The following is a 23,418-nucleotide window of genomic DNA, read 5'->3' as shown; positions in this document are numbered from 1 at the left end:
TTATTTGGCAGAACTATCAATTTTTTCACCTAATTGATAACGTATCATAGCTATAATTGTAGCATGATTTTTAGTTAAATACTCTTTAACCTTAATTGTATTATCTTTAATATAAAGTTGATCAACAATAGTTAATTCAGATAATACTTTTTCAAAACGACCTCTTATAATATTTTCAAGAATATTATCAGGACGTGTTTTTGCTTTCAATTTTTCTTCTTCTTTTGTTTTTTCACTAATAATTGATAATTCTTTATCACGAACTGTTGCGGGTATGTGATCAATATCAATATATTTAGCATCTGCTGATACTAATTGCATAGCAACATTATTTGGAATATCACTGTCCTTATCAACACCTTTGATAATAACTAAACCACTATATTTACCACCACCATGGATATATGAACCAAAAACTTCATCACTATTTTTACTTAAATATTGAAAACGATTTAAAAAAATATTTTCACCTAATTTAGCGATAGCAAATCTTATCTCATCATTTAAACTTTCGCTACTTCCATCAGCTTTTAACATTAAAACTTCTTCAATAGTTTTAGGTTGATGTTTTAAAATTGTTTCTAAAATCTTAGTAAATAAATCATTAAAATCTTCTAAATCAGCAACTTGTTCAGTTTGACAATTTAATTCAGCAATAATTGCATTATTACCACTAATAACAACTTTAGTAACCCCTTCAGTGGCTTTATTAATACTTTTTTTCTCTGCTTTTGCTAAACCTTTAATTTTTAATAGGGAAAGTGCTGCTTCAAAAATATTATTTTTTTCCATCAAAGCTTCTTTACAATCAGTAATCGGTAAATCGGTTGTATCTCTTAATTTTTTCAATAATTTAACATCTACTTTAACTTCTGACATATAAACTATTCTCCTTTATTCTTTATTTTTTTCAATTCCATTTTCAGTTTTATTTTCATCAAGACTAGTAGTTTCTTCTACTACTATTTCTTTTTTATCAATAACTGGTTTTACACTTTGTCCTTCATTAATAGTTTCAGCAATTTTCTTTGTAATTAAAGTAATTGATTTTGTAGCATCATCATTACCAGGGATAATATAATCAATATTATCTGGATTTGAATTACTATCACAAATCGCAATAATTTTGATACCAATTTTAACTGCTTCTTCGACAGCAATTTTATTAGTAATAGTATCAGTAACAAAAATAGCTTCTGGTAATTTATACATATTTCTAATACCACCAAGGTTACGTTCTAAACGTGCTTTTTCTTTAATTACTAACATTTGCTCTTTTTTTGTTAAAAGTTTAATTTCTCCACTTTTTTCTTTATTTTCAATATCAATTAACTTTTTAATACTTGATTTAATAGTTTTAAAATTAGTTAAATTACCACCTAATCAACGTTCTGTTACATAAGGCGAATTACAACTAATCGCAAGTTCTTGCACAGCTTCTTTGGCTTGTTTTTTTGTACCTACAAATAAAACTTTACCACCATTTTCACTAGTTTCTTTAACAAAGTGACAAGCTTCATCTAATTTACGCATTGATTTTTGTAAATCAATAATATGAATACCATTTCTTTGACCAAAAATATATTTACGCATCTTTGGATCTCATCTTTTAGTTTGGTGACCAAACTGAACTCCCGCTTCAAGGAGTTGTTCACGTGTTACAACTGACATATTGTCTCCTTCTAATTTGTTTTTCTTCCATTTATTTCTAACATTGGCCACTTTTTAATTAAAAAGCACTAGGCAATGAATTCACAAATGTGTTGCTTATTTTCATTAAATTAAGCCTGTATATTGTAGCATATTTTTTATATTTTAAACAAATTATTTTTAAACATAAAAATAGAATTGTATTTTAATAAATTATATTATAAAAATATTTTTTACTTTTCTTAAAAAATAATACCAATAAAAACACACAATATTGGATGGGCTACTGGAATGGCCACTTTTTTTAGGACTGTTTTTTGGTAGACATTTGTGCTTGGTTTTTTATGGGGGTTAAGTAGTTTAGAGTGCTGTGGATTCTTATGCTGTTGTATCAATTGATATAATCAAATAATTCTAATTTTAATTGGATTAATGATGTAAAATTTTTATCATTAATAAATTCTGTTTTGAAAGTTTTGAAAGTTGCTTTAGCAACAGCGTTATCATAAGGACAACCTTTTTTGCTTAAAGAGCGGGTAATATTGAAGGCTAATAAAAGTTTATCAATAGTTTTATTATTAAATTCATTACCGCGATCGCTATGAAATATTTGAATATTTTTTAAACAACGATTTGAGCACATAAATGCTTGATATACTAATGATGCATCTTTTTTAGTACCTACACTATGTCCAATAATTTCGCGATTGTACAGGTCGATTAATAAGCAAATATAGTTTCATTTACCATTAACTTGAACATAAGTTAAATCACTAACAATAACTTCATTTTTAAGCCTATTATTAAAGTCTCTATTAACAAGATTAGTAATTTGACTATCATTGACTTTATTATGATAATTTTTGTATGATAATTTAGTGTATTTTGATATTAAATTATGTTTATTCATAATTTTTTTAATTTTTCGTCTTGATAAATTAATTTTCTTTTCTTTTAGAACAACTTTTAATCTTCTTGTTCCATAAGCTTCTTTATTTTCTTTAAAAGCACTAATAACAGCTTCATCATACATATTATTTTGAATTTTATCTTCTTTTTTCTTGAAATTAAAATAATATGTTGATTTAGAGATTTTTAAAAAATGACACATTGTACGAATTTTATATTTAACTTTATTTTTAGTAATAATTTCTATTTTCTGCCTATTATTAGTGCTACTTGCTTTAAAATATCATTTTCCATTCGTAACTGTTTTAATTATTTTCTTAATTTAATTAATTCATTTTCTTCAACAGAACGGTTATCTTTGGTTTTAAAACTGCCTGAATTAGTAAATTGCTTAATTCAATTATAAGTAGCTGCTATTGTAACATTGTACTCTTTAGCAAGACAAGACACTGACTTACCAGTTTGATATAAAGCTACTATTTATTTTTTAAATTCATCTGAATATGAGTTAATATTGGCCATAATTATAATTCCTTTCTTTTAACTAATTTGTTCACTTGTCTACGTAATTAGTGTCCAATAAAGTGTAACCCCTCCATTATTAAAAACACTTTATTTGTCTAAAGAAAGGGATAAGAAACTAATTTAAATATATTTTCAAAAATAAATTTAATTTTATAAGTCAATTTTAATATCTTGACGATCGCTATCTGATGCAAGAAAGTAATCTTTTGAAACTAAATTTAATGTTGATGCTACAACATTACTTGGAAAGGTTTTAATTTTACTATTGAAAACTTTAACATTAGCATTATAAAATCTTCTAGCAGCAGCAATATTATCTTCACAATCTTTGGCGCCTGATTGTAATTGTAAAACAGTAGTATTTGCTTTTAAATCAGGATAATTTTCTAATAAAGCATTAAATTTTCCAAAAGTTGCATTAAGTCCACTATCTGCTTTTGAAAGATCACTCATTGTTTCCATTTTTCCACTTCGTAAAGATGCAACATCTGTTAATGTACTTTTTTCAAATTTCATATAACCTTTAGTAGCATCTACTAATTTTGTTAATAAATCAAAACGACGCTTTAATTGTACATCAATATCAGAAGCAGTTTCTTCAATTGATTGTTGTAATCTTAGAAAATTATTACGAGAAACAATAAATAAAATTATTGGAAATATTAAAACAAAAGATAAATAAACCATAATTTTTCCAAATAGTGACGGTTGGGCAGTAAATGATTCATTGCTAGGTTTAATTGTTGACATATTTTTCTCCTTTCTTATCAATATCTAATAACAAACTATGTTTAATAACTAGTCCATTCTTGGTAAGTTAAATATTATTTACACACTAAACCATAATAATTTTACTATATTTTTAAATTTAAGTAATGTATTTTTTTAAGTTTTTATTTAAGCTTATAATATTTTTTATGGAAATTTTCCCCACATGTACTAGTGTGGAGGAAAAAAATGAATTGAAATGAATTCAATAGCATATTTCAAAATGAAAACGATTGTTTGAAATATAGCTAACTAAAGTAATGTTTACTCATATATTGAAAAACAAAATCAATCGCTTTTTTAATATTTGGTCAATAATTTGGTAATATTTTTCTTATATTATGTTTTATAGCAAATCAAAAATGTTCAATTGGATTTAAATTAGGAGAATATGGCGGAAGAAATAATAGTTTGCATCCAGCATTTTCAATTAATTGTTGTGTTAATTTAGATTTATGAAACGTTGGATTATCTAAAACTATAATTTGTCCACGCTTTAATACTGGAATTAGTATATTTTTTACATATGATTCAAAAATTTTACTGTTGCAATGTCCTTCAAATGCTCATAGGGATTTTAATTTACCTTTATTCAGTGAACCAATTATACTCATTCTTTTTATTTTATATGCGGGTTTATTATCAAATAATCTTTTACCTTTTTCAGATCAACCATATTTATAAAATTCATTATCATCAATTCCGGATTCATCAATATATACTAAATCTTCATTCATTATTTTAGCTATTTATTTTAAAAAATCTTCTTGTTTATTTTTATCTCTTTGTTCATATAGAAAAGTGTTTTTATATGTATAATTTAGTTTTTTGAAATAGTTATAAACTGTTTCTTTAGTCATATCACCAAATTTTTCAATTACTTTTTGAACTGTAACATCTTTATTTTGCTCTAAATAATTTTTTAATTCATCTAAATCCTTTATTTTGTGGCTATGTCCTTTTTGATAATTCAAAATTGGTTTTATATTCCCAGTTTCTTTTTTTCTTTTTCTTCATAAGAAAAAAGTCTTTCTAGTAATATTGAACACTTTACAAATTTCTTTAATTTTCATGTTTTTACTTTCATAGGTTTCTATTACTTTTCTTCGTAAGTCTTCACTGTATGGTTTTGACATAATTTAATCTTCCTAATCTATTTTAAATATTGCTGAATTGTACTTTTAAATTCAAAAACTGTTTAAATTACATATTATTATTTTACATTATTTATGAGTAAACATTACTTTAGTTAGCTATAAATTCAATAAGATACCTAGTTTTGAAACTATAATTTTGTGTTTGATTTAGATACATGCGGGGATAATTTCCTAGATAGGCTTTTATCTCCATTTATGTGATAAAATTTAAAAATAGTAGATAAATTGATAAAAGCCTTTTTTATTTAAATTTATACTAAAATAATTACCTTTGCCAATAATAATATGATCAACTAAGGTAATATTAAAAACCTGAAAATTTTTTTAATTTCTTCGGTGATATATAAATCATATAGTGAGGATTCACTATTACCACTAGGATGATTATGAATACAAATTACTTTACTTGATTTATGAATAAGTGCCAGATGCAACATATCTTTAACATCAATTTGCATAGTATCATTAGTACCCTTATATAATAAATTTTGATGAATTAATTTATTTTCATTATTTAATAATAATAAATAAAAATGTTCTTGCGTTAAATTTTGATAATATGCATTAACTAAATTAAAAACATCTTCGGGAATAATAATTTTAAAATATTTTTTTTGACTTTCAATAGTTCTTATTTTTTTTACTATTTCTAAACAACTTAAAATTTCTAAAGCCTTACTAACACCAATACCTTTAATACTCATTAAAGATTTAATAGTTACTTTATTTAAATTTTCAAGACCATTAAAATTAGTAATTATTTCTTGCGCTAAAAATAATACATTTTTTTCTTTAGTTACTGTTCGCAAAATAATTGCTAATAATTCATTATCACTAAGAGCGTCAAAGCCATATTTAATGGCTTTTTCTCTTGGTTTTTTCGTATTATTAAGTTCTTTAAAATTCATAAAAAGGCGGTATTAAATGTGTTAATTTTTCTTGAAATTTATTAAATTCATCTTTAATTTTTGCTAAATCTTTACTATCATCTTTATAACTATCTCATTTACTTTCAATACCACCTGGTAACTTAATACTTCCTGAAACACTATTTCATAAATTTTTAATAACAGGAATTGCTATCCCCGCTAACACGGCACCCATTAAAAATTGAGCAAAACCAATACTAACTGCCTGACACTCTTGATCAGTAATTGGTTCTAAATCTTCTAAAATAATATTTATCAACCCCCTAAAACTTATTTTTATTTAAAAAATAGTTTTTTCATTTTTAAATTTTATAAGTTTAAAAAAAAGTAATAGGATTTTCTAAATTATATTTAAAAACTTTAACTTTTGTTGATAATTTTTCAATAAGTAATTGAAAAAGAAAATCAACAAATTTTTGTTCCATATAATGACCAACCAAAATAACATTAATTTTTCTATCTTTAGCTTCCATAATATAGTTTCATTTCATTTCTCCAGTAATTAATAAATCAATATTGCTAGATAAATTACTAATAATATCACCACCAGCACCAGCAGATAAAGCAACAGTCACTATATTGTTATCACTCAATTTATTATTAACCAATTGTATGTTTGCAACATTAAAATATTTTTTTAAGTTATTAATCAATTCTTTTAATGACATTTGTGTATCAAATTTACCAACTATTGTCAACTTTTCTTCATTAATAAAATGAATATTTTTAATTCTTAATTCTTTAGCCATCAACATATTCATACCTACTAATGATATATCAAAATTAGTATGTAATGAATATACATTAATATCTGCTATTAGTATTTTACTATATAATTCTTTTTTTCAATTTGAAATATTAGATTGATTAATATCTTTAGCAAAAACTAATGGATGATGAGAAATTATTAAATCAATATTATTATTAATGGCCTCAGTTAAAACTTCATTAGTGACATCTAAACAAACTAAAATTTTATTAATATTGGTTTTTGTTTTTGATTTAATTTGTATTCCTGAAAAATCTCATTCACAAACATCTTTTAAAGGAAAATATGTTTCTAAAACATTAATTATATTATTGATAGTTAACATGTTAACTATTATCCTTTATAAAATTCTTTAATATGTTTAGATTTAGACGGATGTTTTAATTTTCTAATTGCCTTTGCTTCTATTTGTCTAATTCTTTCTCTTGTAACAATAAATTCTTTACCAACTTCTTCTAGAGTTTTTGGAGAATCGTACTTAGTAATATGACTATGAACAACCTTATCACTTAACAATTCTGTTTTATCTAAACTAGTATCATAGTGTAACTGTAAATTATTAACTACTTTTTTTAATTCAGTAATTTCTTTTTCATCTTCACAAAGTTCTAATAATGTTCTTAATTTTGTTGGTAAAATTCCAAAACGCATTCTAATAACTTTTTCTTCTCGTTTTGTTAATACTTCAGCAAAAACACGATCCAATTGTTCTCTTAATCAATGTCTTTCAGCATATTCATCGGGAGATAGCATATTTTTATCTTTAATAAAATCACCAAAATGTGTATCATCTTCTTCACCAATTGGTTTTTCTAAAGATACTGGTTCAATAGCAAGTTTTTTAATTTCACGAACACGATCGGCTGTCATGTTTTGTCCCATTTTATTGGCAATTTCCTCATGAGTAGGATCACGACCTAATTCTTGTGTTAAGTTTCTTTCAATTCTTGTTAACTTATTAATTCTTTCAACCATATGAACAGGTACACGAACCATTTTACCTTGATCAGCTAAACTTCGTGTAATTGATTGTCTAATTCATCAAGTAGCATAAGTTGAAAATTTAAAACCACGGCGATAATCAAATTTATCAACTGCTTTAATAAGACCAATATTACCTTCTTCAATTAAATCAGCAAAATCTAAACCACGATTTAAATGTTTTCTAGCAACAGAAACTACTAATTTTAAATTTGATTTAATTAATTGCTCACGACCATATGTTCTTTCCTCAACATCTTTTGATTCTAACATTTTAGCATATTTAATTTCCTCACCTTGACTCAATATTTGACTTGTTCCTAAAATATTAAAGTAAGACTTAATTCCATCTTTTCTTCTTGTATCATTAGAGATCCCCATTGTATTTTTAAAACTCAAATCACTAACTAAAATATCAATATCTAAATCATCAGGTAATTGTTCATCATCAATATCGGGAAAATTAGCATCATCTTCAACTTCATCCATTAAAATATCAGTAAAGACTACTCCTTCTTTTTCTAACCGATCAAAAATTTCCTCAATCTTATCATCATCTAATTTTAAATGTGCAAACTCTTTAATGACATCTTCTTGTTTTAATTCTTTTGTTTGACTCTTTTCTAATTTTTTAATTAAATTACTTTCTACTTCCTCTAAAGTTAAAAGTTTTTTCAATTTCGTTTTTTGTTGTATAGCAGCCATATTTTCACCTTATCCTTAATTTATCATCATACTTATTTTTTATTTATTTTATTTTTTAATACTGACATTTCTTTTAATAACAATATTTGTTTTTCAATATTTTTTTCAGATTTCAATTTATCATTGATCATTTTTATTTCATAATCAATTAGTTGATTATTAATAATTTTTAAGTAATCATTAATAATTTGAGGTTTTAAATCAAACTTTTTATTTTTATACTTATCAAGAAGTTTTTCTAAAATATTTAAAAGTGAATTACCTTTAAGTTCTTCTAAAATTAAATCAAAATTAATTGCTTCTATTTGATTATTTTGATATTTTTGACTAATTAAAAAGTATAAATTCATAAAATCTTGATTTGGAAAAATAAATTTTTCTTTTTCTAAAATTAAATAAACATTTCTTGATAACATTACTAAAAAAATAAGTTGTTCTTGTGCTTCAAAAAAAATATTTTTTACTTCTATTTTAGATTTATTTTTGATAATAAAAGTTGTAGTTACTAAATTATTATCAATATTTAAAATTTGTATTAATTCTTCAATAGATAAATTAGTTATTTTTGCTAACATATTTAAATAAAACTTTTGAGTAATAACATCATTGATTTTTGTTCAAATTGGAACTAATGATTTTAAAAATTCATTAAGTTCATAACTATCTTTTTTAATGTTATATTTAGTTAATGATAAATTAATTGCAAATTCAAAAGGATGAATAGTTTTTTTTATTATTTCATAAAATTTTTGAGGAAATTTATTTATTAATTCATCAGGATCAAATTTAGTATCATTATTGATAATTTTTACTTTAAAATTATTTGATAATAAAACACTAACTATTTTTAAAGATGCTATTTTTCCTGGTAAATCACCATCTAAAAAAATAATAATATTAGTAGTAATTTTTTTTAAAAGTAAAATATGTTCTTTTGTTAAATTTGTCCCCATTAAAGCAACAACATTTTTAATATTTTGATTATTTAGAGCAATAACATCCATAAAACCTTCAGTCAAATAAATAACTTCATTTTTTTTAATATAATTTCTAACATTATTAAAGTTATATAAAATTTTACTTTTCTTAAAAAAATCTGTTTCTGGACTATTAATATATTTATAACTTTTATCTTCTCTATTATAATTTCTTGAAGAAAAACCAATACAGTCTCCATCTTCATCTTTAATAGCAAACATAATTCGATTTGAAAAGGTAGGAAGAAGTTGATCCTTATTATTAATTTTCATAAGTCCTAATTTTACAAATTCAATATTATCTTTATAACCTTGTGCATTAAGATAATCTATTAATTCATTATTAATAGGTGCATAACCAATATTAAAATATTTAATATTTTCAGTAGTAATATTACGATTTTGTAAATATTTCATTGCTTCTTGACCAATATCAGTTAGTAACTGATAACTAAAAAAATTCATTGCAATATTATTTAAAATTTTTAGTGGATTTTTTTTAGTTTCAACATTAAATTCAGATAAATTAATATCAAACTCTTTTAAATTTAAATTAACATTATCTGCTGCTTCTTTAAGAGCATTAATAAAATTAATATTTTTATATTTTTGTAAAAAAATAAAAACATTTCCTTGTTGACCACAAGAAAAACATTTATAAATTTGTTTTTCTTGTGAAATTGATAATGAAGGAGTAGAGTCTTCATGAAAAGGACAGATAGCTCAAAAATTATTGCCTTTACGGATCAAATTTAAATATTTACCCATAACTTCGACAATATTAATTTTTGCTTTAACTTCATTAATTTTTTTATTAAACTCGATATCCATATTTTTTCACACAATTCTAACAAATAATGTCTAATTTGTCATATAAATATTCTTTAAGTTGATCAACTTTAACTATAACTTGATTTGTAATATCACGATCTCTAATTGTAACAGTACCTTTAGTTTTTGTGTCATAATCAATTGTTACACAATACATAGTACCAATACCATCTTGATAACGATAAGATTTACCAACACTTGATGATGCTTCATAAATTACTCTTAATTGTGTTTTATTTAACATTTCAAAAATTTCATATGCCTCTTTACCCAATTTTGTTTTATTTAAAGACATAACAGCCACTTGATAAGGGCAAATACTCTTATTTAATTTTAACACCAACCGTTCTTTATCGTCTTTTAAAACTTCTTTTGTAAATGCTTCACAAATTAAAGCTAATAAAAGCCTTTCAACACCAATTGAAGGTTCAATAACTGAAGGAATAACCATTCTTTTTACTGTAACATTAGGATCTTGAATCTCAAAATTTACACCAGAATTCTCACTATGTTTTTTTAAATCATAATTCGCCCGATTAGCTATACCACATAATTCACTCATACCAAAAGGAAAATTATATTCAATATCAGTAGTTGCTAATGCATAATGTGCTAGTTGATTTTTTTCATGATTTTTAAATTTTATATTTTTTGAATTCAATAAACCTACTAGAGAGAGAAATTCTTTACATTGATCAACTCAATAATTAAATCAAGTATTATCGTTTTTATCCTTTGGAATAAAGAAAAATTCTAATTCCATTTGTTCAAATTCTCTAGTACGAAAAATAAAATTACCAGGAGTTATCTCATTTCTAAAGCTTTTACCAATTTGACCAATACCAAATGGTACTTTTTTATTACAACTATTTCTTACATTATTAAAATTTATAAATATTCCTTGTGCGGTCTCAGGTCTTAAATAAATTTTATTTTTATCTTCTTTTAAAACACCTTGATATGTTTCAAACATTAATTGAAATTGTCTAACTTTAGTTCAATCTTCATTATTGCATTTAATACATTTAATATGATTTTGATTAATATATGTTTCTAATTTTTCATCACTTCAATTATCACAATTAATACTAGGAAAATAATGATTAATTAAATTATCGACTCGAAAGCGAGACTTACATTTTTTACAATCAATTAATGGATCACTAAAATTACTCAAATGCCCTGAAGCTTCTCAAACTTTAGATTTCATAATAATTGAACTATCTAACCCAACATTGTATGGATTTTTTTCGACAAAAAAAACTCATCAACTTTTCTTAATATTATTTTTAAGCGCTACACCAAGCGGACCATAATCTCAACTATTAGCAAGACCTGAATAAATTTCTGATCCTTGAAAAATAAAACCATTTTCTTTTAAATGAGTAATTATTTCCTTTATTGACTTTTCATTGAAATTTTTATTAATCATTGCCCCTCCATTAATCATAAAAATTTTCTTAATTATCTTAAATAATAAATAAAATATCTAAAAAGAATGATCTTGTTAATAATATGTTCATAGATAGGTTTTGTCAACCTATTATAAGTTTTATATATTATTAAAAACAATATAACAACTAATTATTAAAATATTTATGTAATTATTAATTTATTATTATATTTTTGACAGTGGTTTTCTAAAATATTAAGAATTTTATTAAGTTCTTCTTTTTCAACTTTATTTATTAATATCTTGAAAATTTAATAAATAAAGTTTAAATATTTTTTTAAACAAAACAATTTCAAAATTAATTATAGCTAATTTTAAAAAACAATTTTTACAAAAAACACCACCCAAATCATAATTAATTAAATACAAATTAGTTATTTGATTACAATTAATACAATATAGTAAAGTTAAACTAAATTCATTGAAATATTAAACTATGAAATAAGAAAAAAACATAAAATTTCTTAAAATTACTATTTATCATTAACTGTTCATATAAATTAAATAAAAAAGAAAAGATATTTTTATTATTAATACTAATTTTTTCTAAATAATTAATAACTATCTTGTTAAAACTCTTAATCAATTGATAACTTTTTTCATTTATAAAAATATTAAAAATTTTTATTTTTTTTATATGTTATACATAAGTTTGAACAATCATAATTTTGATTAAAAATAAAAATTCAACAATCTAAAAGACTATATTTATTTAAATTGATTTTTATTTCTGGTAAAGAAACTATTTTAAAACCATAATTTGATGTTAAAATAGTAACATTATTTATTGATTTAATGTAGTTAATGTTTAAAATCAAACCAGTATCAATATTAAACATATTTTAACTATAACCTAACTCTTTTAATTTTCTAGGATTATTTCTTCAATCAGGTATTACTTTTACAAAAGTTTTTAATATAATATGAGAATCAAAAATACTTTCTAAATCTGTTCTAGCTCTTATTCCAATTTCTTTAATCATACTACCTCCTTTACCAATAATAATTCCTTTTTGTGAGTCTCGTTCAACAACAATAACAACATTAATATCAGTAATATTAGTATTTGGATTATAATTAATACTTTCAATTAATACTGCTACACTATAAGGAATTTCTTCTTCTGTTAAATTTAAAATTTTTTCACGAATAATTTCCTTAATTAAAGTATTATCTGAAACATCATCGTTATTTTCGATTAAATGATTCTTTTCACCAATTGGTAAATACTCATATAGTTTTTTCAATAATATATCTAAATTCATGTCTTTTATAGCAGAAATTGGAATTATTTCTTTAAATGGTAATAAATCTTTTCACTCATTAATTTTATCCATTAATTTTTCTTTTGTTACTAAATCAACCTTAGTTAATAAAAGTAGAATAGTTGTATTTACCCTTTCTAATAATAATTTAATAATATGTTTATCGCTATTTCCAATGTATTCATTACATGGCGCTAATAAACAAATAATGTTAGTTTCTTTAGTGGCGCGGTTAGCATCGCGATTCATCATTCGTCCAAGTTGGTTATTATGTTTATGAATGCCGGGAGTATCAAAAAATATGATTTGCATATCATCACTATTATAAATACCTTGAATTTGATTTCTGGTTGTTTGTGGTTTATTAGAAACAATTGCCTTTTTTTCTTGAAGAATGGTATTTAATAAAGTTGATTTTCCAACATTACTTCTACCAATAAAACTAACAAAACCTGATTTAAAATTATTATTCATAAATTAATTCCCTTTCAATGAACTTGGTTTAAACGCTAAAGGTAATAAGTGTTTTACTAATATTTTACAAATTGTTTTAGTATCATTATTTTCATTTTTATTACTAATATAAATAGGACATGTTTCTGGCATAATTTCAATCATAAATTGACGACACATACCACAAGGAGAACCAACAGTTTCACTATCAGTAATTAAAAATAGACTAATAATATCTTCTTTTTTATAACCTTGAGCAATAACTTGTGACAAAGCCGCTCTTTCAGCACAAATGCCTACTGAGTATGCAGCATTTTCAACATTTACTCCTAACACTTCTTTGCTATTTTTCAAAATTACTATTGCAGCAACTCTAAATAAAGAATAAGGAGCATAAGCATTTTTTTGTATTGCTTTTGCTTTTTTCAAAAAAACTAATAAATCTATAACTTGTTCCATTATACCACTCCTTATTTTCTAGTAATACCAAGAATATTTAAAATTTCATCTTGTAAATCAAACATAACCTTTTCTTCTGCGCTATTTTGATGATCATATCCTAATGTATGAAGTAATCCATGAATAAAAAGAAATGATAATTCTCTAATTAAACTATGGCCATATTCTTGTGCTTGCGCTAATGCCTTTGAATAACAAATATAAACATCACCTAAATCTCTAATATCAATATTAATATTTGGAAAATCATCATCATTATTTCCAAATGATAAAACATCAGGAACATAATCTTTATGACGATACATTTTATTTAATTCAATACTAGTCTGTTCGTCATTAAAAATAACAGCAATACACCATGTAATTTTCTGTTTTAACTTAATAACTACTGCATTTAAAATCTTTTCTGATAAAATATTAAAATTTTTAATGTCATAGTTATGATCGTTGTAAATATTTACAATATTAATTTTTGCTGGCATTTATCTACCTAACTTCTTTTTGAATAAATTATATCAATATTTACATTTATGTTGTAATATTATTTCAAATAAATGTTAACAAACTTTCTTCACCAATAATTATTAATATCATTTGATTTAAATATGTATTAGAATTAATATTTTCTTCAATTAAAAGTTGATTATGATCATTTCATTTTGGAAAAAAATTGTTAAATAACATTTATTAATAGAGAAAAAAATAGTAATTTGATTAAAACTATTAAACTTTAAACATTAGACATATTCCGTAAATAAATTTAATCAATTGTCAATAATAATATTTATAAATTTTTTAGTGTTAATAATTATAGAAGTTAATATTTTTAAAAAAATGCTTTAAAAATAAATTTATATTTCAAACACAAAAATTGTTAATATTATTTTTATATTAACTTGATAAAAATTTAAATTTTTAAAAAAATATTAAAAATATTTTTTTATTTTAATGGTTTTGTTTTATTAAAAATTTCACAAAGTAAGTTAAATCTTAAGTACATAAGTCTAAATATACTTTTTCTACATTTATTTATTAAAATTTTGACTCTTTTTAATCAAGCAAAAACATGTTCAACTTTAATTCTAATTTTTGAAATAATTTTATTGTAGATTTTTTCTTGTTTAGTTAATTTTTTATTTTTAGTTTTTTTAATTGGTAATATAGTATTTTTATAAATATTTTGTATTCCTTGATATCCCAAATCACCAATAATTATTGTTTTTTCTGAAAATTCAAGATTTGAATTTTTTAATATTTGAAAATCATGTACTTTTCCATTATCAGCAAAAATATCAACAATTTTTTTATTAAAAAAGTCATATATAATTTGAAATTTTATAGAAAACATTCAACTTTTACCAGAAAAATATTCTAACTGTAGTTTTTTTTAGTTGGTCTTTCAATTTCAATTTCAGTTGAATCAATTAAATAAAATTGAAATTCATTTAAATCTTCTTGTTTTTTCTCAATTTTTGATTTATATTTTGTTTTTAAAAACTGATAATCTTTGTCATGACTAAGTTTATTTTCTACTCAAGTAATATTTCGAAAACAACTTGATGCACTCATTTTATATTTAATACTCATTTGGAAAAAAGTATAATATTATTTTCAGTATACTAAAGTCATCATCAATCTTTCTTCAACTGTGAAAGTTTATATTTTCTGCCTTTAGTTTTTTTTAAATTTTCTATTTCAATTAATTTTGTTAACATTTCATCAAAATGAAAACGTTTTATACCAAAATATCTATAAAATTGTTCATTTTTTAATTTTTTTAAATTTTCAAAATTCATTTTTATCAACACCTTATTAATTTATTAATAAAGAAATTATAAAATAAATTTTAAATTATTAATTGACTTTTAAAAAATTTATTTACGGAATATGTCTATTCTTATCTTTTAAAATCTAATAAATAAGCAAAGCGTTCCTTATTTTCATATCTTGTCTCACTTATAAAAATAGTTTGACCATTACCAGCATAAACGTGAGTAATATTAATAATTTTTAAAACTAATAAGAGTCCTAAAAAAAAGAAAAATTGAACTACTTCCTAATAAATAAGTACTTTTTCTAAAAAAAATCATTATTCATTACCATCTATACTTTTATAATTTGGAATGGCAACCTTTTTTAGGACTGTTTTTTGGTAGACATTTGTGCTTGAGACATATTCCGTAAATAAATTTAATCAATTGTCAATAATAATATTTATAAATTTTTTAGTGTTAATAATTATAGAAGTTAATATTTTTAAAAAAATACTTTAAAAATAAATTTATATTTCAAACACAAAAATTGTTAATATTATTTTTATATTAACTTGATAAAAATTTAAATTTTTAAAAAAATATTAAAAATATTTTTTTATTTTAATGGTTTTGTTTTATTAAAAATTTCACAAAGCAAGTTAAATCTTAAGTACATAAGTCTAAATATACTTTTTCTACATTTATTTATTAAAATTTTGAATATTTTTAATCAAGCAAAAACATGTTCAACTTTAATTCTAATTTTTGAAATAATTTTATTGTAGATTTTTTCTTGTTTAGTTAATTTTTTATTTTTAGTTTTTTTAATTGGTAATATAGTATTTTTATAAATATTTTGTATTCCTTGATATCCCAAATCACCAATAATTATTGTTTTTTCTGAAAATTCAAGATTTGAATTTTTTAATATTTGAAAATCATGTACTTTTCCATTATCAGCAAAAATATCAACAATTTTTTTATTAAAAAAGTCATATATAATTTGAAATTTTATAGAAAACATTCAACTTTTAACAGAAAAATATTATAACTGTAGTTTTTTTTAGTTGGTCTGTCAATTTCAATTTCAGTTGAATCAATTAAATAAAATTGAAATTCATTTAAATCTTCTTGTTTTTTCTCAATTTTTGATTTATATTTTGTTTTTAAAAACTGATAATATTTGTCATCACTAAGTTTATTTTCTGCTCAAGTAATATTTCGAAAACAACTTGATGCACTCATTTTATATTTAATACTAATTTGGAAAAAAAGTATAATATTCTTTTCGGTATACTAAAGTCATCATCAATCTTTCTTCAACTGAAAGTTTATATTTTCTGCCTTTAGTTTTTTTTAAATTTTCTATTTCAATTAATTTTGTTAACATTTCATCAAAATGAAAACGTTTTATACCAAAATATCTATAAAATTGTTCATTTTTTAATTTTTTTAAATTTTCAAAATTCATTTTTATCAAAACCTTATTAATTTATTAATAAAGAAATTATAAAATAAATTTTAAATTATTAATTGATTTTTAAAAAATTTATTTACGGAATATGTCTTTGGTGTTTTATGGGGGTTAAACAGTTTAGAGTGCTGTGGATTCTTATGTTGTTGTATCAATTGATATAATCAAATAATTATAATTTTAATTGGATTAATGATGTAAAATTTTTATCATTAATAAATTCTGTTTTGAAAGTTTTGAAAGTTGCTTCAGCAACAGCGTTATCATAAGGACAACCTTTTTTGCTTAAAGAGCGGGTAATATTGAAGGCTAATAAAAGTTTATCAATATTTTTATTATTAAATTCATTACCGCGATCGCTATGAAATATTTGAATATTTTTTAAACAACGATTTGAGCACATAAATGCTTGATATACTAATGATGCATCTTTTTTAGTTCCTACACTATGTCCAATAATTTCGCGATTGTACAGGTCGATTAATAAGCAAATATAGTTCCATTTACCATTAACTTGAACATAAGTTAAATCACTAACAATAACTTCATTTTTAAGCCTATTATTAAAGTTTCTATTAACAAGATTAGTAATTTGACTATCATTGACTTTATTATGATAATTTTTGTATGATAATTTAGTGTATTTTGATATTAAATTATGTTTATTCATAATTTTTTTAATTTTTCGTCTTGATAAATTAATTTTCTTTTCTTTTAGAACAACTTTTAATCTTCTTGTTCCATAAGCTTCTTTATTTTCTTTAAAAGCGCTAATAACAGCTTCATCATACATATAGCTAAATAAAGTAATGTTTACTTATAAATAATGTAAAATAATAATATGTAATTTAAACAGTTTTTGAATTTAAAAGTACAATTCAGCAATATTTAAAATAGATTAGGAAGATTAAATTATGCCAAAACCATACAGTAGACATATTCCGTAAATAAATTTTTTAAAAGTCAATTAATAATTTAAAATTTATTTTATAATTTCTTTATTAATAAATTAATAAGGTGTTGATAAAAATGAATTTTGAAAATTTAAAAAAATTAAAAAATGAACAATTTTATAGATATTTTGGTATAAAACGTTTTCATTTTGATGAAATGTTAACAAAATTAATTGAAATAGAAAATTTAAAAAAAGTAAAGGTAGAAAATATAAACTTTCAGTTGAAGAAAGATTGATGATGACTTTAGTATACTGAAAAGAATATTATACTTTTTTCCAAATGAGTATTAAATATAAAATGAGTGCATCAAGTTTTTTTCGAAATATTACTTGAGTAGAAAATAAACTTAGTGATGACAAAGATTATCAGTTTTTAAAAACAAAATGAAAATCAAAAATTGAGAAAAAACAAGAAGATTTAAATGAATTTCAATTTTATTTAATTGATTCAACTGAAATTGAAATTGAAAGACCAACTAAAAAAAACTACAGTTAGAATATTTTTCTGGTAAAAGTTGAATGTTTTCTATAAAATTTCAAATTATATATGACTTTTTTAATAAAAAAATTGTTGATATTTTTGCTGATAATGGAAAAGTACATGATTTTCAAATATTAAAAAATTCAAATCTTGAATTTTCAGAAAAAACAATAATTATTGGTGATTTGGGATATCAAGGAATACAAAATATTTATAAAAATACTATATTACCAATTAAAAAACTAAAAATAAAAAATTAACTAAACAAGAAAAAATCTACAATAAAATTATTTCAAAAATTAGAATTAAAGTTGAACATGTTTTTGCTTGATTAAAAAGATTCAAAATTTTAATAAATAAATGTAGAAAAAGTATATTTAGACTTATGTACTTAAGATTTAACTTACTTTGTGAAATTTTTAATAAAACAAAACCATTAAAATAAAAAAATATTTTTAATATTTTTTTAAAAATTTAAATTTTTATCAAGTTAATATAAAAATAATATTAACAATTTTTGTGTTTGAAATATAAATTTATTTTTAAAGTATTTTTTTAAAAATATTAACTTCTATAATTATTAACACTAAAAAATTTATAAATATTATTATTGACAATTGATTAAATTTATTTACGGAATATGTCTAGTGAAGACTTACGAAGAAAAGTAATAGAAGCCTATGAAAGTAAAAACATGAAAATTAAAGAAATTTGTAAAGTGTTCAATATTACTAGAAAGACTTTATTCTTATCAAGAAAAAGAAAAAAAGAAACTGGGCATATAAAACCAATTTTGAATTATCAAAAAGGACATAGCCACAAAATAAAGGATTTAGATGTATTAAAAAATTATTTAGCGCAAAATAAAGATGTTACAGTTCAAAAAGTAATTGAAAAATTTGGTGATATGACTAAAGAAATAGTTTATAACTATTTCAAAAAACTAAATTATACATATAAAAAAACTTTTCTATATGAACAAAGAGATAAAAATAAACAAGAAGATTTTTTAAAAGAAATAGCTAAAATAATGAATGCAGATTTAGTATATATTGATGAATACGGAATTGATGATAATGAATTTTATAAATATGGTTGATCTGAAAAAGGTAAAAGATTATTTGATAATAAACCAGCATATAAAATAAAAAGAATGAGTATAATTGGTTCACTAAATAAAGGTAAATTAAAAGCCCTATGAGCATTTGAAGGACATTGCAACAGTAAAATTTTTGAATCATATGTAAAAAATATACTAATTCCAGTATTAAAGCGTGTACAAATTATAGCTTTAGATAATGCAACGTTTCATAAATCTAAATTAACACAACAATTAATTGAAAATGCTGGATGCAAACTATTATTTCTTCCACCATATTCTCCTAATTTAAATCAAATTGAACATTTTTAATTTGCTATAAAACATAATATAAGAAAAATATTACCAAATTATTGACCAAATAGAGGCTTTTTAAAAATCTGTGTATCTTTTTACAAAGTTACTAGTTTAGATTGATTCTATCTTCAAATTTTATCATAAAATGAGCAATTGATGTATTTCAATTTTTAATGGGCATTGTTCATTTTTTTGTTATATTTTCAATTGCTAAGTAAAATATTTTAAAAACTGCCATATCATTTGGAAAAACTTTTTTATTTCTAATAACTTTTCGTAATTGAATATTAACAGATTCAATAGCATTTGTTGTATAAATCACTCTTTTGATTTCTGCAGGATAACTAATAAAAACCATTAAATTATCTCAATTTTTATATCATGATTTAGCAATTTGAGGATATTGTTTATTTCATTTACTTTCAAAAGATTCTAAAGTTTGCATTGCTTGTTCTTCACTACATGCACTATAAATCGGTTTTAAATCTGTAAATAGTGATTTTCTATGTTTGTATGAAACATATTTTAAACTATTTCTAATTTGATGAACTATGCATAATTGATGTTCGGTTTTAGGATAAACTGATTGTATTGCTTCTGACATTCCTGTTAAATTGTCACTACAAGCAATAAGAATATCATTTAAGCCTCGATTTTTCATTTCTGTGAAATTAGATAATCAAAACTTAGAACCTTCATTTTCACTAATTCATAAACCTAAAACATCTTTTTTACCTTCTAAATCAACTCCTAGTGCTATATAAACTGATTTGTTAATAATGCGTTTATCTTGTCGTACTTTAACTACTATACAATCAAAATAAACAATCGGATAAACAATTTCTAATGGCCGATTTTGTCATGCTTTAACATCATCAATAACATCATCAGTAATTTGACTAATAACACTTTCACTAATATCAGCACCATGATATAACTCTTGTAACTGCATTCTAATATCTGATAAAGTCATGCCTTTGGCATATAATGAAAGAACTTGTTGATCAAAACCATCAAATCTTCTTTGTCTTTTTGCAACTATTACTGGCTCAAAATTACTATTACGATCTCGTGGTATATTAATCTCAATTTTACCTTGTTGAGTTATTAATTTTTTTGAATTTATACCATTGCGAGCATTATCACTATTATTATGTTGATTTTTTTCATATCCTAAAGAGGCTTTTTAAAAATCTGTGTATCTTTTTACAAAGTTACTAGCTTAGATTAATTCTATATTCAAATTTTATCATAAAATGAGCAATTCCTTTATTTCAATTTTGAATGGGCAGTGTTCATTTTTTTGTTATATTTTCAATTGCTAAGTAAAATATTTTAAAAACTGCCATATCATTTGGAAAAACTTTTTTATTTCTAATAACTTTTCTTAATTGACTATTAACAGATTCAATAGCATTTGTTGTATAAATCACTCTTTTGATTTCTGCAGGATAACTAATAAAAACCATTAAATTATCTCAATTTTTATATCATGATTTAGCAATTTGAGGATATTGTTTATTTCATTTACTTTCAAAAGATTCTAAAGCTTGCATTGCTTGTTCTTCACTACATGCACTATAAATTGGTTTTAAATCTGTAACTAGTGATTTTCTATGTTTGTATGAAACATATTTTAAACTATTTCTAATTTGATGAATTATGCATAATTGATGTTCGGTTTTAGGATAAACTGATTTTATTGCTTCTGACATTCCTGTTAAATTGTCACTACAAGCAATAAGAATATCATTTAAGCCTCGATTTTTCATTTCTGTGAAATTAGATAATCAAAACTTAGAACCTTCATTTTCACTAATTCATAAACCTAAAACATCTTTTTTACCTTCTAAATCAACTCCTAGTGCTATATAAACTGATTTGTTAATAATGCGTTTATCTTGTCGTACTTTAACTACTATACAATCAAAATAAACAATCGGATAAACACTTTCTAATGGCCGATTTTGTCATGCTTTAACATCATCAATAACATCATCAGTAATTTGACTAATAACACTTTCACTAATATCAGCACCATGATATAACTCTTGTAACTGCATTCTAATATCTGATAAAGTCATGCCTTTGGCATATAATGAAAGAACTTGTTGATCAAAACCATCAAATTTTCTTTGTCTTTTTGCAACTATTACTGGCTCAAAATTACTATTACGATCTCGTGGTACATTAATCTCAATTTTACCTTGTTGAGTTATTAATTTTTGGTAATGTTTAGTAATCTGTGTAACTTACAAAAAAAACTATAGACATATTTCGTAAATAAATTTAATCAATTGTCAATAATAATATTTATAAATTTTTTAGTGTTAATAATTATAGAAGTTAATATTTTTAAAAAAATACTTTAAAAATAAATTTATATTTCAAACACAAAAATTGTTAATATTATTTTTATATTAACTTGATAAAAATTTAAATTTTTAAAAAAATATTAAAAATATTTTTTTATTTTAATGGTTTTGTTTTATTAAAAATTTCACAAAGTAAGTTAAATCTTAAGTACATAAGTCTAAATATACTTTTTCTACATTTATTTATTAAAATTTTGAATCTTGTTAATCAAGCAAAAACATGTTCAACTTTAATTCTAATTTTTGAAATAATTTTATTGTAGATTTTTTCTTGTTTAGTTAATTTTTTATTTCTAGTTTTTTTAATTGGTAATATAGTATTTTTATAAATATTTTGTATTCCTTGATATCCCAAATCACCAATAATTATTGTTTTTTCTGAAAATTCAAGATTTGAATTTTTTAATATTTGAAAATCATGTACTTTTCCATTATCAGCAAAAATATCAACAATTTTTTTATTAAAAAAGTCATATATAATTTTAAATTTTATAGAAAACATTCAACTTTTACCAGAAAAATATTCTAACTGTAGTTTTTTTTAGTTGGTCTTTCAATTTCAATTTCAGTTGAATCAATTAAATAAAATTGAAATTCATTTAAATCTTCTTGTTTTTTCTCAATTTTTGATTTATATTTTGTTTTTAAAAACTGATAATCTTTGTCATCACTAAGTTTATTTTCTACTCAAGTAATATTTCGAAAACAACTTGATGCACTCATTTTATATTTAATACTCATTTGGAAAAAAGTATAATATTCTTTTCAGTATACTAAAGTCATCATCAATCTTTCTTCAACTGAAAGTTTATATTTTCTACCTTTAGTTTTTTTTAAATTTTCTATTTCAATTAATTTTGTTAACATTTCATCAAAATGAAAACGTTTTATACCAAAATATCTATAAAATTGTTCATTTTTTAATTTTTTTAAATTTTCAAAATTCATTTTTATCAACACCTTATTAATTTATTAATAAAGAAATTATAAAATAAATTTTAAATTATTAATTGAATTTTAAAAAATTTATTTACGGAATATGTCTTATGTTTAATTAATTCTAGTAAATAAAATTAAATAACTAGAAAGAGTGAGTTACGTATGTCTAAAAAAAATATTAATAATAATGATCCGATATCAAAAGCAGTAGAT

27 protein-coding genes and 3 pseudogenes are annotated in these 23,418 nt (G+C 22.1%); 4 read left to right on the top strand and 26 right to left on the bottom strand.

Features of this window, described 5'->3' with window-relative positions; genetic code table 4:
* The 22 genes and pseudogenes from tsf to ABWV63_RS02920 form a co-directional block, all read right to left on the bottom strand.
* A complete protein-coding gene (tsf, locus tag ABWV63_RS03025) occupies positions 1-879 on the bottom strand; it encodes a translation elongation factor Ts (RefSeq protein WP_353306750.1) in 879 nt (292 codons plus the stop codon).
* A 15-nt stretch (positions 880-894) separates the two neighbouring features.
* Entirely contained in the window at positions 895-1,671 is a 777-nt protein-coding gene (gene rpsB, locus ABWV63_RS03020; RefSeq protein WP_353306749.1) for a 30S ribosomal protein S2, read from the bottom strand.
* Positions 1,672-1,954: 283 nt separating this feature from the next.
* Positions 1,955-3,039 (bottom strand): annotated as a pseudogene (locus ABWV63_RS03015) (IS3 family transposase).
* A gap of 195 nt (positions 3,040-3,234) precedes the next feature.
* A complete protein-coding gene (locus ABWV63_RS03010; protein WP_353306748.1) occupies positions 3,235-3,834 on the bottom strand; it encodes a LemA family protein in 600 nt (199 codons plus the stop codon).
* A 266-nt stretch (positions 3,835-4,100) separates the two neighbouring features.
* Complete coding sequence (locus ABWV63_RS03005; RefSeq protein ID WP_353306747.1) at positions 4,101-4,589, bottom strand: IS630 family transposase; 489 nt, start codon at positions 4,587-4,589, stop codon at positions 4,101-4,103.
* Between the two features lie 12 nt (positions 4,590-4,601).
* Positions 4,602-4,988 (bottom strand): IS630 transposase-related protein, encoded by a 387-nt coding sequence (locus ABWV63_RS03000; protein ID WP_353306746.1) that lies wholly within the window; start codon positions 4,986-4,988, stop codon positions 4,602-4,604.
* A 228-nt stretch (positions 4,989-5,216) separates the two neighbouring features.
* Positions 5,217-5,917 (bottom strand): annotated as a pseudogene (gene radC, locus ABWV63_RS02995) (DNA repair protein RadC).
* Positions 5,907-6,197 carry a hypothetical protein gene (locus tag ABWV63_RS02990; RefSeq protein WP_353306745.1) on the bottom strand — a complete coding sequence of 97 codons (291 nt, stop codon included), beginning with the start codon at positions 6,195-6,197 and terminating at the stop codon, positions 5,907-5,909. The pseudogene radC and the gene ABWV63_RS02990 overlap by 11 nt, the downstream one beginning before the upstream one ends.
* Before the next feature lie 58 nt (positions 6,198-6,255).
* On the bottom strand, positions 6,256-7,032 hold the full coding sequence (locus tag ABWV63_RS02985) for a Nif3-like dinuclear metal center hexameric protein (protein WP_353306744.1): 777 nt from the start codon (positions 7,030-7,032) through the stop codon (positions 6,256-6,258).
* An 8-nt stretch (positions 7,033-7,040) separates the two neighbouring features.
* Positions 7,041-8,393, bottom strand: a complete 1,353-nt coding sequence (locus ABWV63_RS02980) for a sigma-70 family RNA polymerase sigma factor (RefSeq protein WP_353306743.1) — start codon at positions 8,391-8,393, stop codon at positions 7,041-7,043.
* A 32-nt stretch (positions 8,394-8,425) separates the two neighbouring features.
* The gene (gene dnaG, locus ABWV63_RS02975) at positions 8,426-10,201 is read right to left on the bottom strand and encodes a DNA primase (protein ID WP_353306742.1); all 1,776 of its coding nucleotides are present in this window, start codon (positions 10,199-10,201) and stop codon (positions 8,426-8,428) included.
* A gap of 16 nt (positions 10,202-10,217) precedes the next feature.
* Positions 10,218-11,633 (bottom strand): glycine--tRNA ligase, encoded by a 1,416-nt coding sequence (locus ABWV63_RS02970; RefSeq protein ID WP_353306741.1) that lies wholly within the window; start codon positions 11,631-11,633, stop codon positions 10,218-10,220.
* 863 nt (positions 11,634-12,496) lie between these two features.
* Complete coding sequence (era, locus tag ABWV63_RS02965; RefSeq protein ID WP_353306740.1) at positions 12,497-13,393, bottom strand: GTPase Era; 897 nt, start codon at positions 13,391-13,393, stop codon at positions 12,497-12,499.
* 3 nt (positions 13,394-13,396) lie between these two features.
* Positions 13,397-13,831, bottom strand: a complete 435-nt coding sequence (gene cdd / locus ABWV63_RS02960; protein ID WP_353306739.1) for a cytidine deaminase — start codon at positions 13,829-13,831, stop codon at positions 13,397-13,399.
* Between the two features lie 11 nt (positions 13,832-13,842).
* On the bottom strand, positions 13,843-14,313 hold the full coding sequence (gene ybeY, locus ABWV63_RS02955) for an rRNA maturation RNase YbeY (RefSeq protein ID WP_353306738.1): 471 nt from the start codon (positions 14,311-14,313) through the stop codon (positions 13,843-13,845).
* A 458-nt stretch (positions 14,314-14,771) separates the two neighbouring features.
* Positions 14,772-15,179 (bottom strand): transposase family protein, encoded by a 408-nt coding sequence (locus tag ABWV63_RS02950; protein WP_353306737.1) that lies wholly within the window; start codon positions 15,177-15,179, stop codon positions 14,772-14,774.
* Positions 15,180-15,202: 23 nt separating this feature from the next.
* The gene (locus ABWV63_RS02945) at positions 15,203-15,418 is read right to left on the bottom strand and encodes a hypothetical protein (protein ID WP_353306736.1); all 216 of its coding nucleotides are present in this window, start codon (positions 15,416-15,418) and stop codon (positions 15,203-15,205) included.
* A gap of 32 nt (positions 15,419-15,450) precedes the next feature.
* Positions 15,451-15,627: a hypothetical protein gene (locus ABWV63_RS02940; protein ID WP_353306735.1), complete on the bottom strand. Its 177-nt coding sequence runs from the start codon at positions 15,625-15,627 to the stop codon at positions 15,451-15,453.
* Positions 15,628-16,201: 574 nt separating this feature from the next.
* A complete protein-coding gene (locus ABWV63_RS02935; RefSeq protein WP_353306562.1) occupies positions 16,202-16,609 on the bottom strand; it encodes a transposase family protein in 408 nt (135 codons plus the stop codon).
* Entirely contained in the window at positions 16,597-16,830 is a 234-nt protein-coding gene (locus ABWV63_RS02930) for a hypothetical protein (protein ID WP_353306734.1), read from the bottom strand. The genes ABWV63_RS02935 and ABWV63_RS02930 overlap by 13 nt, the downstream gene beginning before the upstream one ends.
* A gap of 13 nt (positions 16,831-16,843) precedes the next feature.
* Entirely contained in the window at positions 16,844-17,056 is a 213-nt protein-coding gene (locus tag ABWV63_RS02925) for a hypothetical protein (protein WP_353305924.1), read from the bottom strand.
* A gap of 175 nt (positions 17,057-17,231) precedes the next feature.
* Positions 17,232-17,852, bottom strand: a complete 621-nt coding sequence (locus ABWV63_RS02920) for an IS3 family transposase (RefSeq protein WP_353306733.1) — start codon at positions 17,850-17,852, stop codon at positions 17,232-17,234.
* Positions 17,853-18,088: 236 nt separating this feature from the next.
* Between ABWV63_RS02920 and ABWV63_RS02915 the strand changes: the two genes are divergently transcribed.
* The 4 genes from ABWV63_RS02915 (at position 18,089) to ABWV63_RS02900 (ending at position 19,906) form a co-directional block, all read left to right on the top strand.
* Entirely contained in the window at positions 18,089-18,262 is a 174-nt protein-coding gene (locus ABWV63_RS02915; protein WP_353306375.1) for a hypothetical protein, read from the top strand.
* Entirely contained in the window at positions 18,247-18,510 is a 264-nt protein-coding gene (locus ABWV63_RS02910; protein ID WP_353306732.1) for a transposase family protein, read from the top strand. Before ABWV63_RS02915 ends, ABWV63_RS02910 begins: the two co-directional genes overlap by 16 nt.
* Before the next feature lie 23 nt (positions 18,511-18,533).
* On the top strand, positions 18,534-18,755 hold the full coding sequence (locus tag ABWV63_RS02905; protein ID WP_353305571.1) for a transposase: 222 nt from the start codon (positions 18,534-18,536) through the stop codon (positions 18,753-18,755).
* 380 nt (positions 18,756-19,135) lie between these two features.
* Positions 19,136-19,906 (top strand): IS630 family transposase, encoded by a 771-nt coding sequence (locus ABWV63_RS02900; protein WP_353306730.1) that lies wholly within the window; start codon positions 19,136-19,138, stop codon positions 19,904-19,906.
* Positions 19,907-19,997: 91 nt separating this feature from the next.
* On the opposite strand, the gene ABWV63_RS02895 is transcribed toward ABWV63_RS02900, so the two are convergent.
* From ABWV63_RS02895 to ABWV63_RS02880, 4 genes and pseudogenes are all read right to left on the bottom strand, one after another.
* Entirely contained in the window at positions 19,998-21,017 is a 1,020-nt protein-coding gene (locus ABWV63_RS02895; RefSeq protein WP_353307161.1) for an IS256 family transposase, read from the bottom strand.
* 91 nt (positions 21,018-21,108) lie between these two features.
* Positions 21,109-22,098 (bottom strand): annotated as a pseudogene (locus ABWV63_RS02890) (IS256 family transposase); the annotation flags it as partial.
* Between the two features lie 262 nt (positions 22,099-22,360).
* Complete coding sequence (locus tag ABWV63_RS02885; RefSeq protein WP_353306729.1) at positions 22,361-22,768, bottom strand: transposase family protein; 408 nt, start codon at positions 22,766-22,768, stop codon at positions 22,361-22,363.
* Between the two features lie 23 nt (positions 22,769-22,791).
* Positions 22,792-23,214, bottom strand: a complete 423-nt coding sequence (locus ABWV63_RS02880) for a transposase family protein (RefSeq protein WP_353306310.1) — start codon at positions 23,212-23,214, stop codon at positions 22,792-22,794.
* Positions 23,215-23,418 lie beyond the last annotated feature (204 nt).

Source organism: Spiroplasma ixodetis (assembly GCF_040369795.1).
GTDB lineage: Bacteria > Bacillota_I > Bacilli_A > Mycoplasmatales > VBWQ01 > Spiroplasma_E > Spiroplasma_E ixodetis_B.
This window is presented reverse-complemented; position numbering and strand designations above follow the sequence as displayed.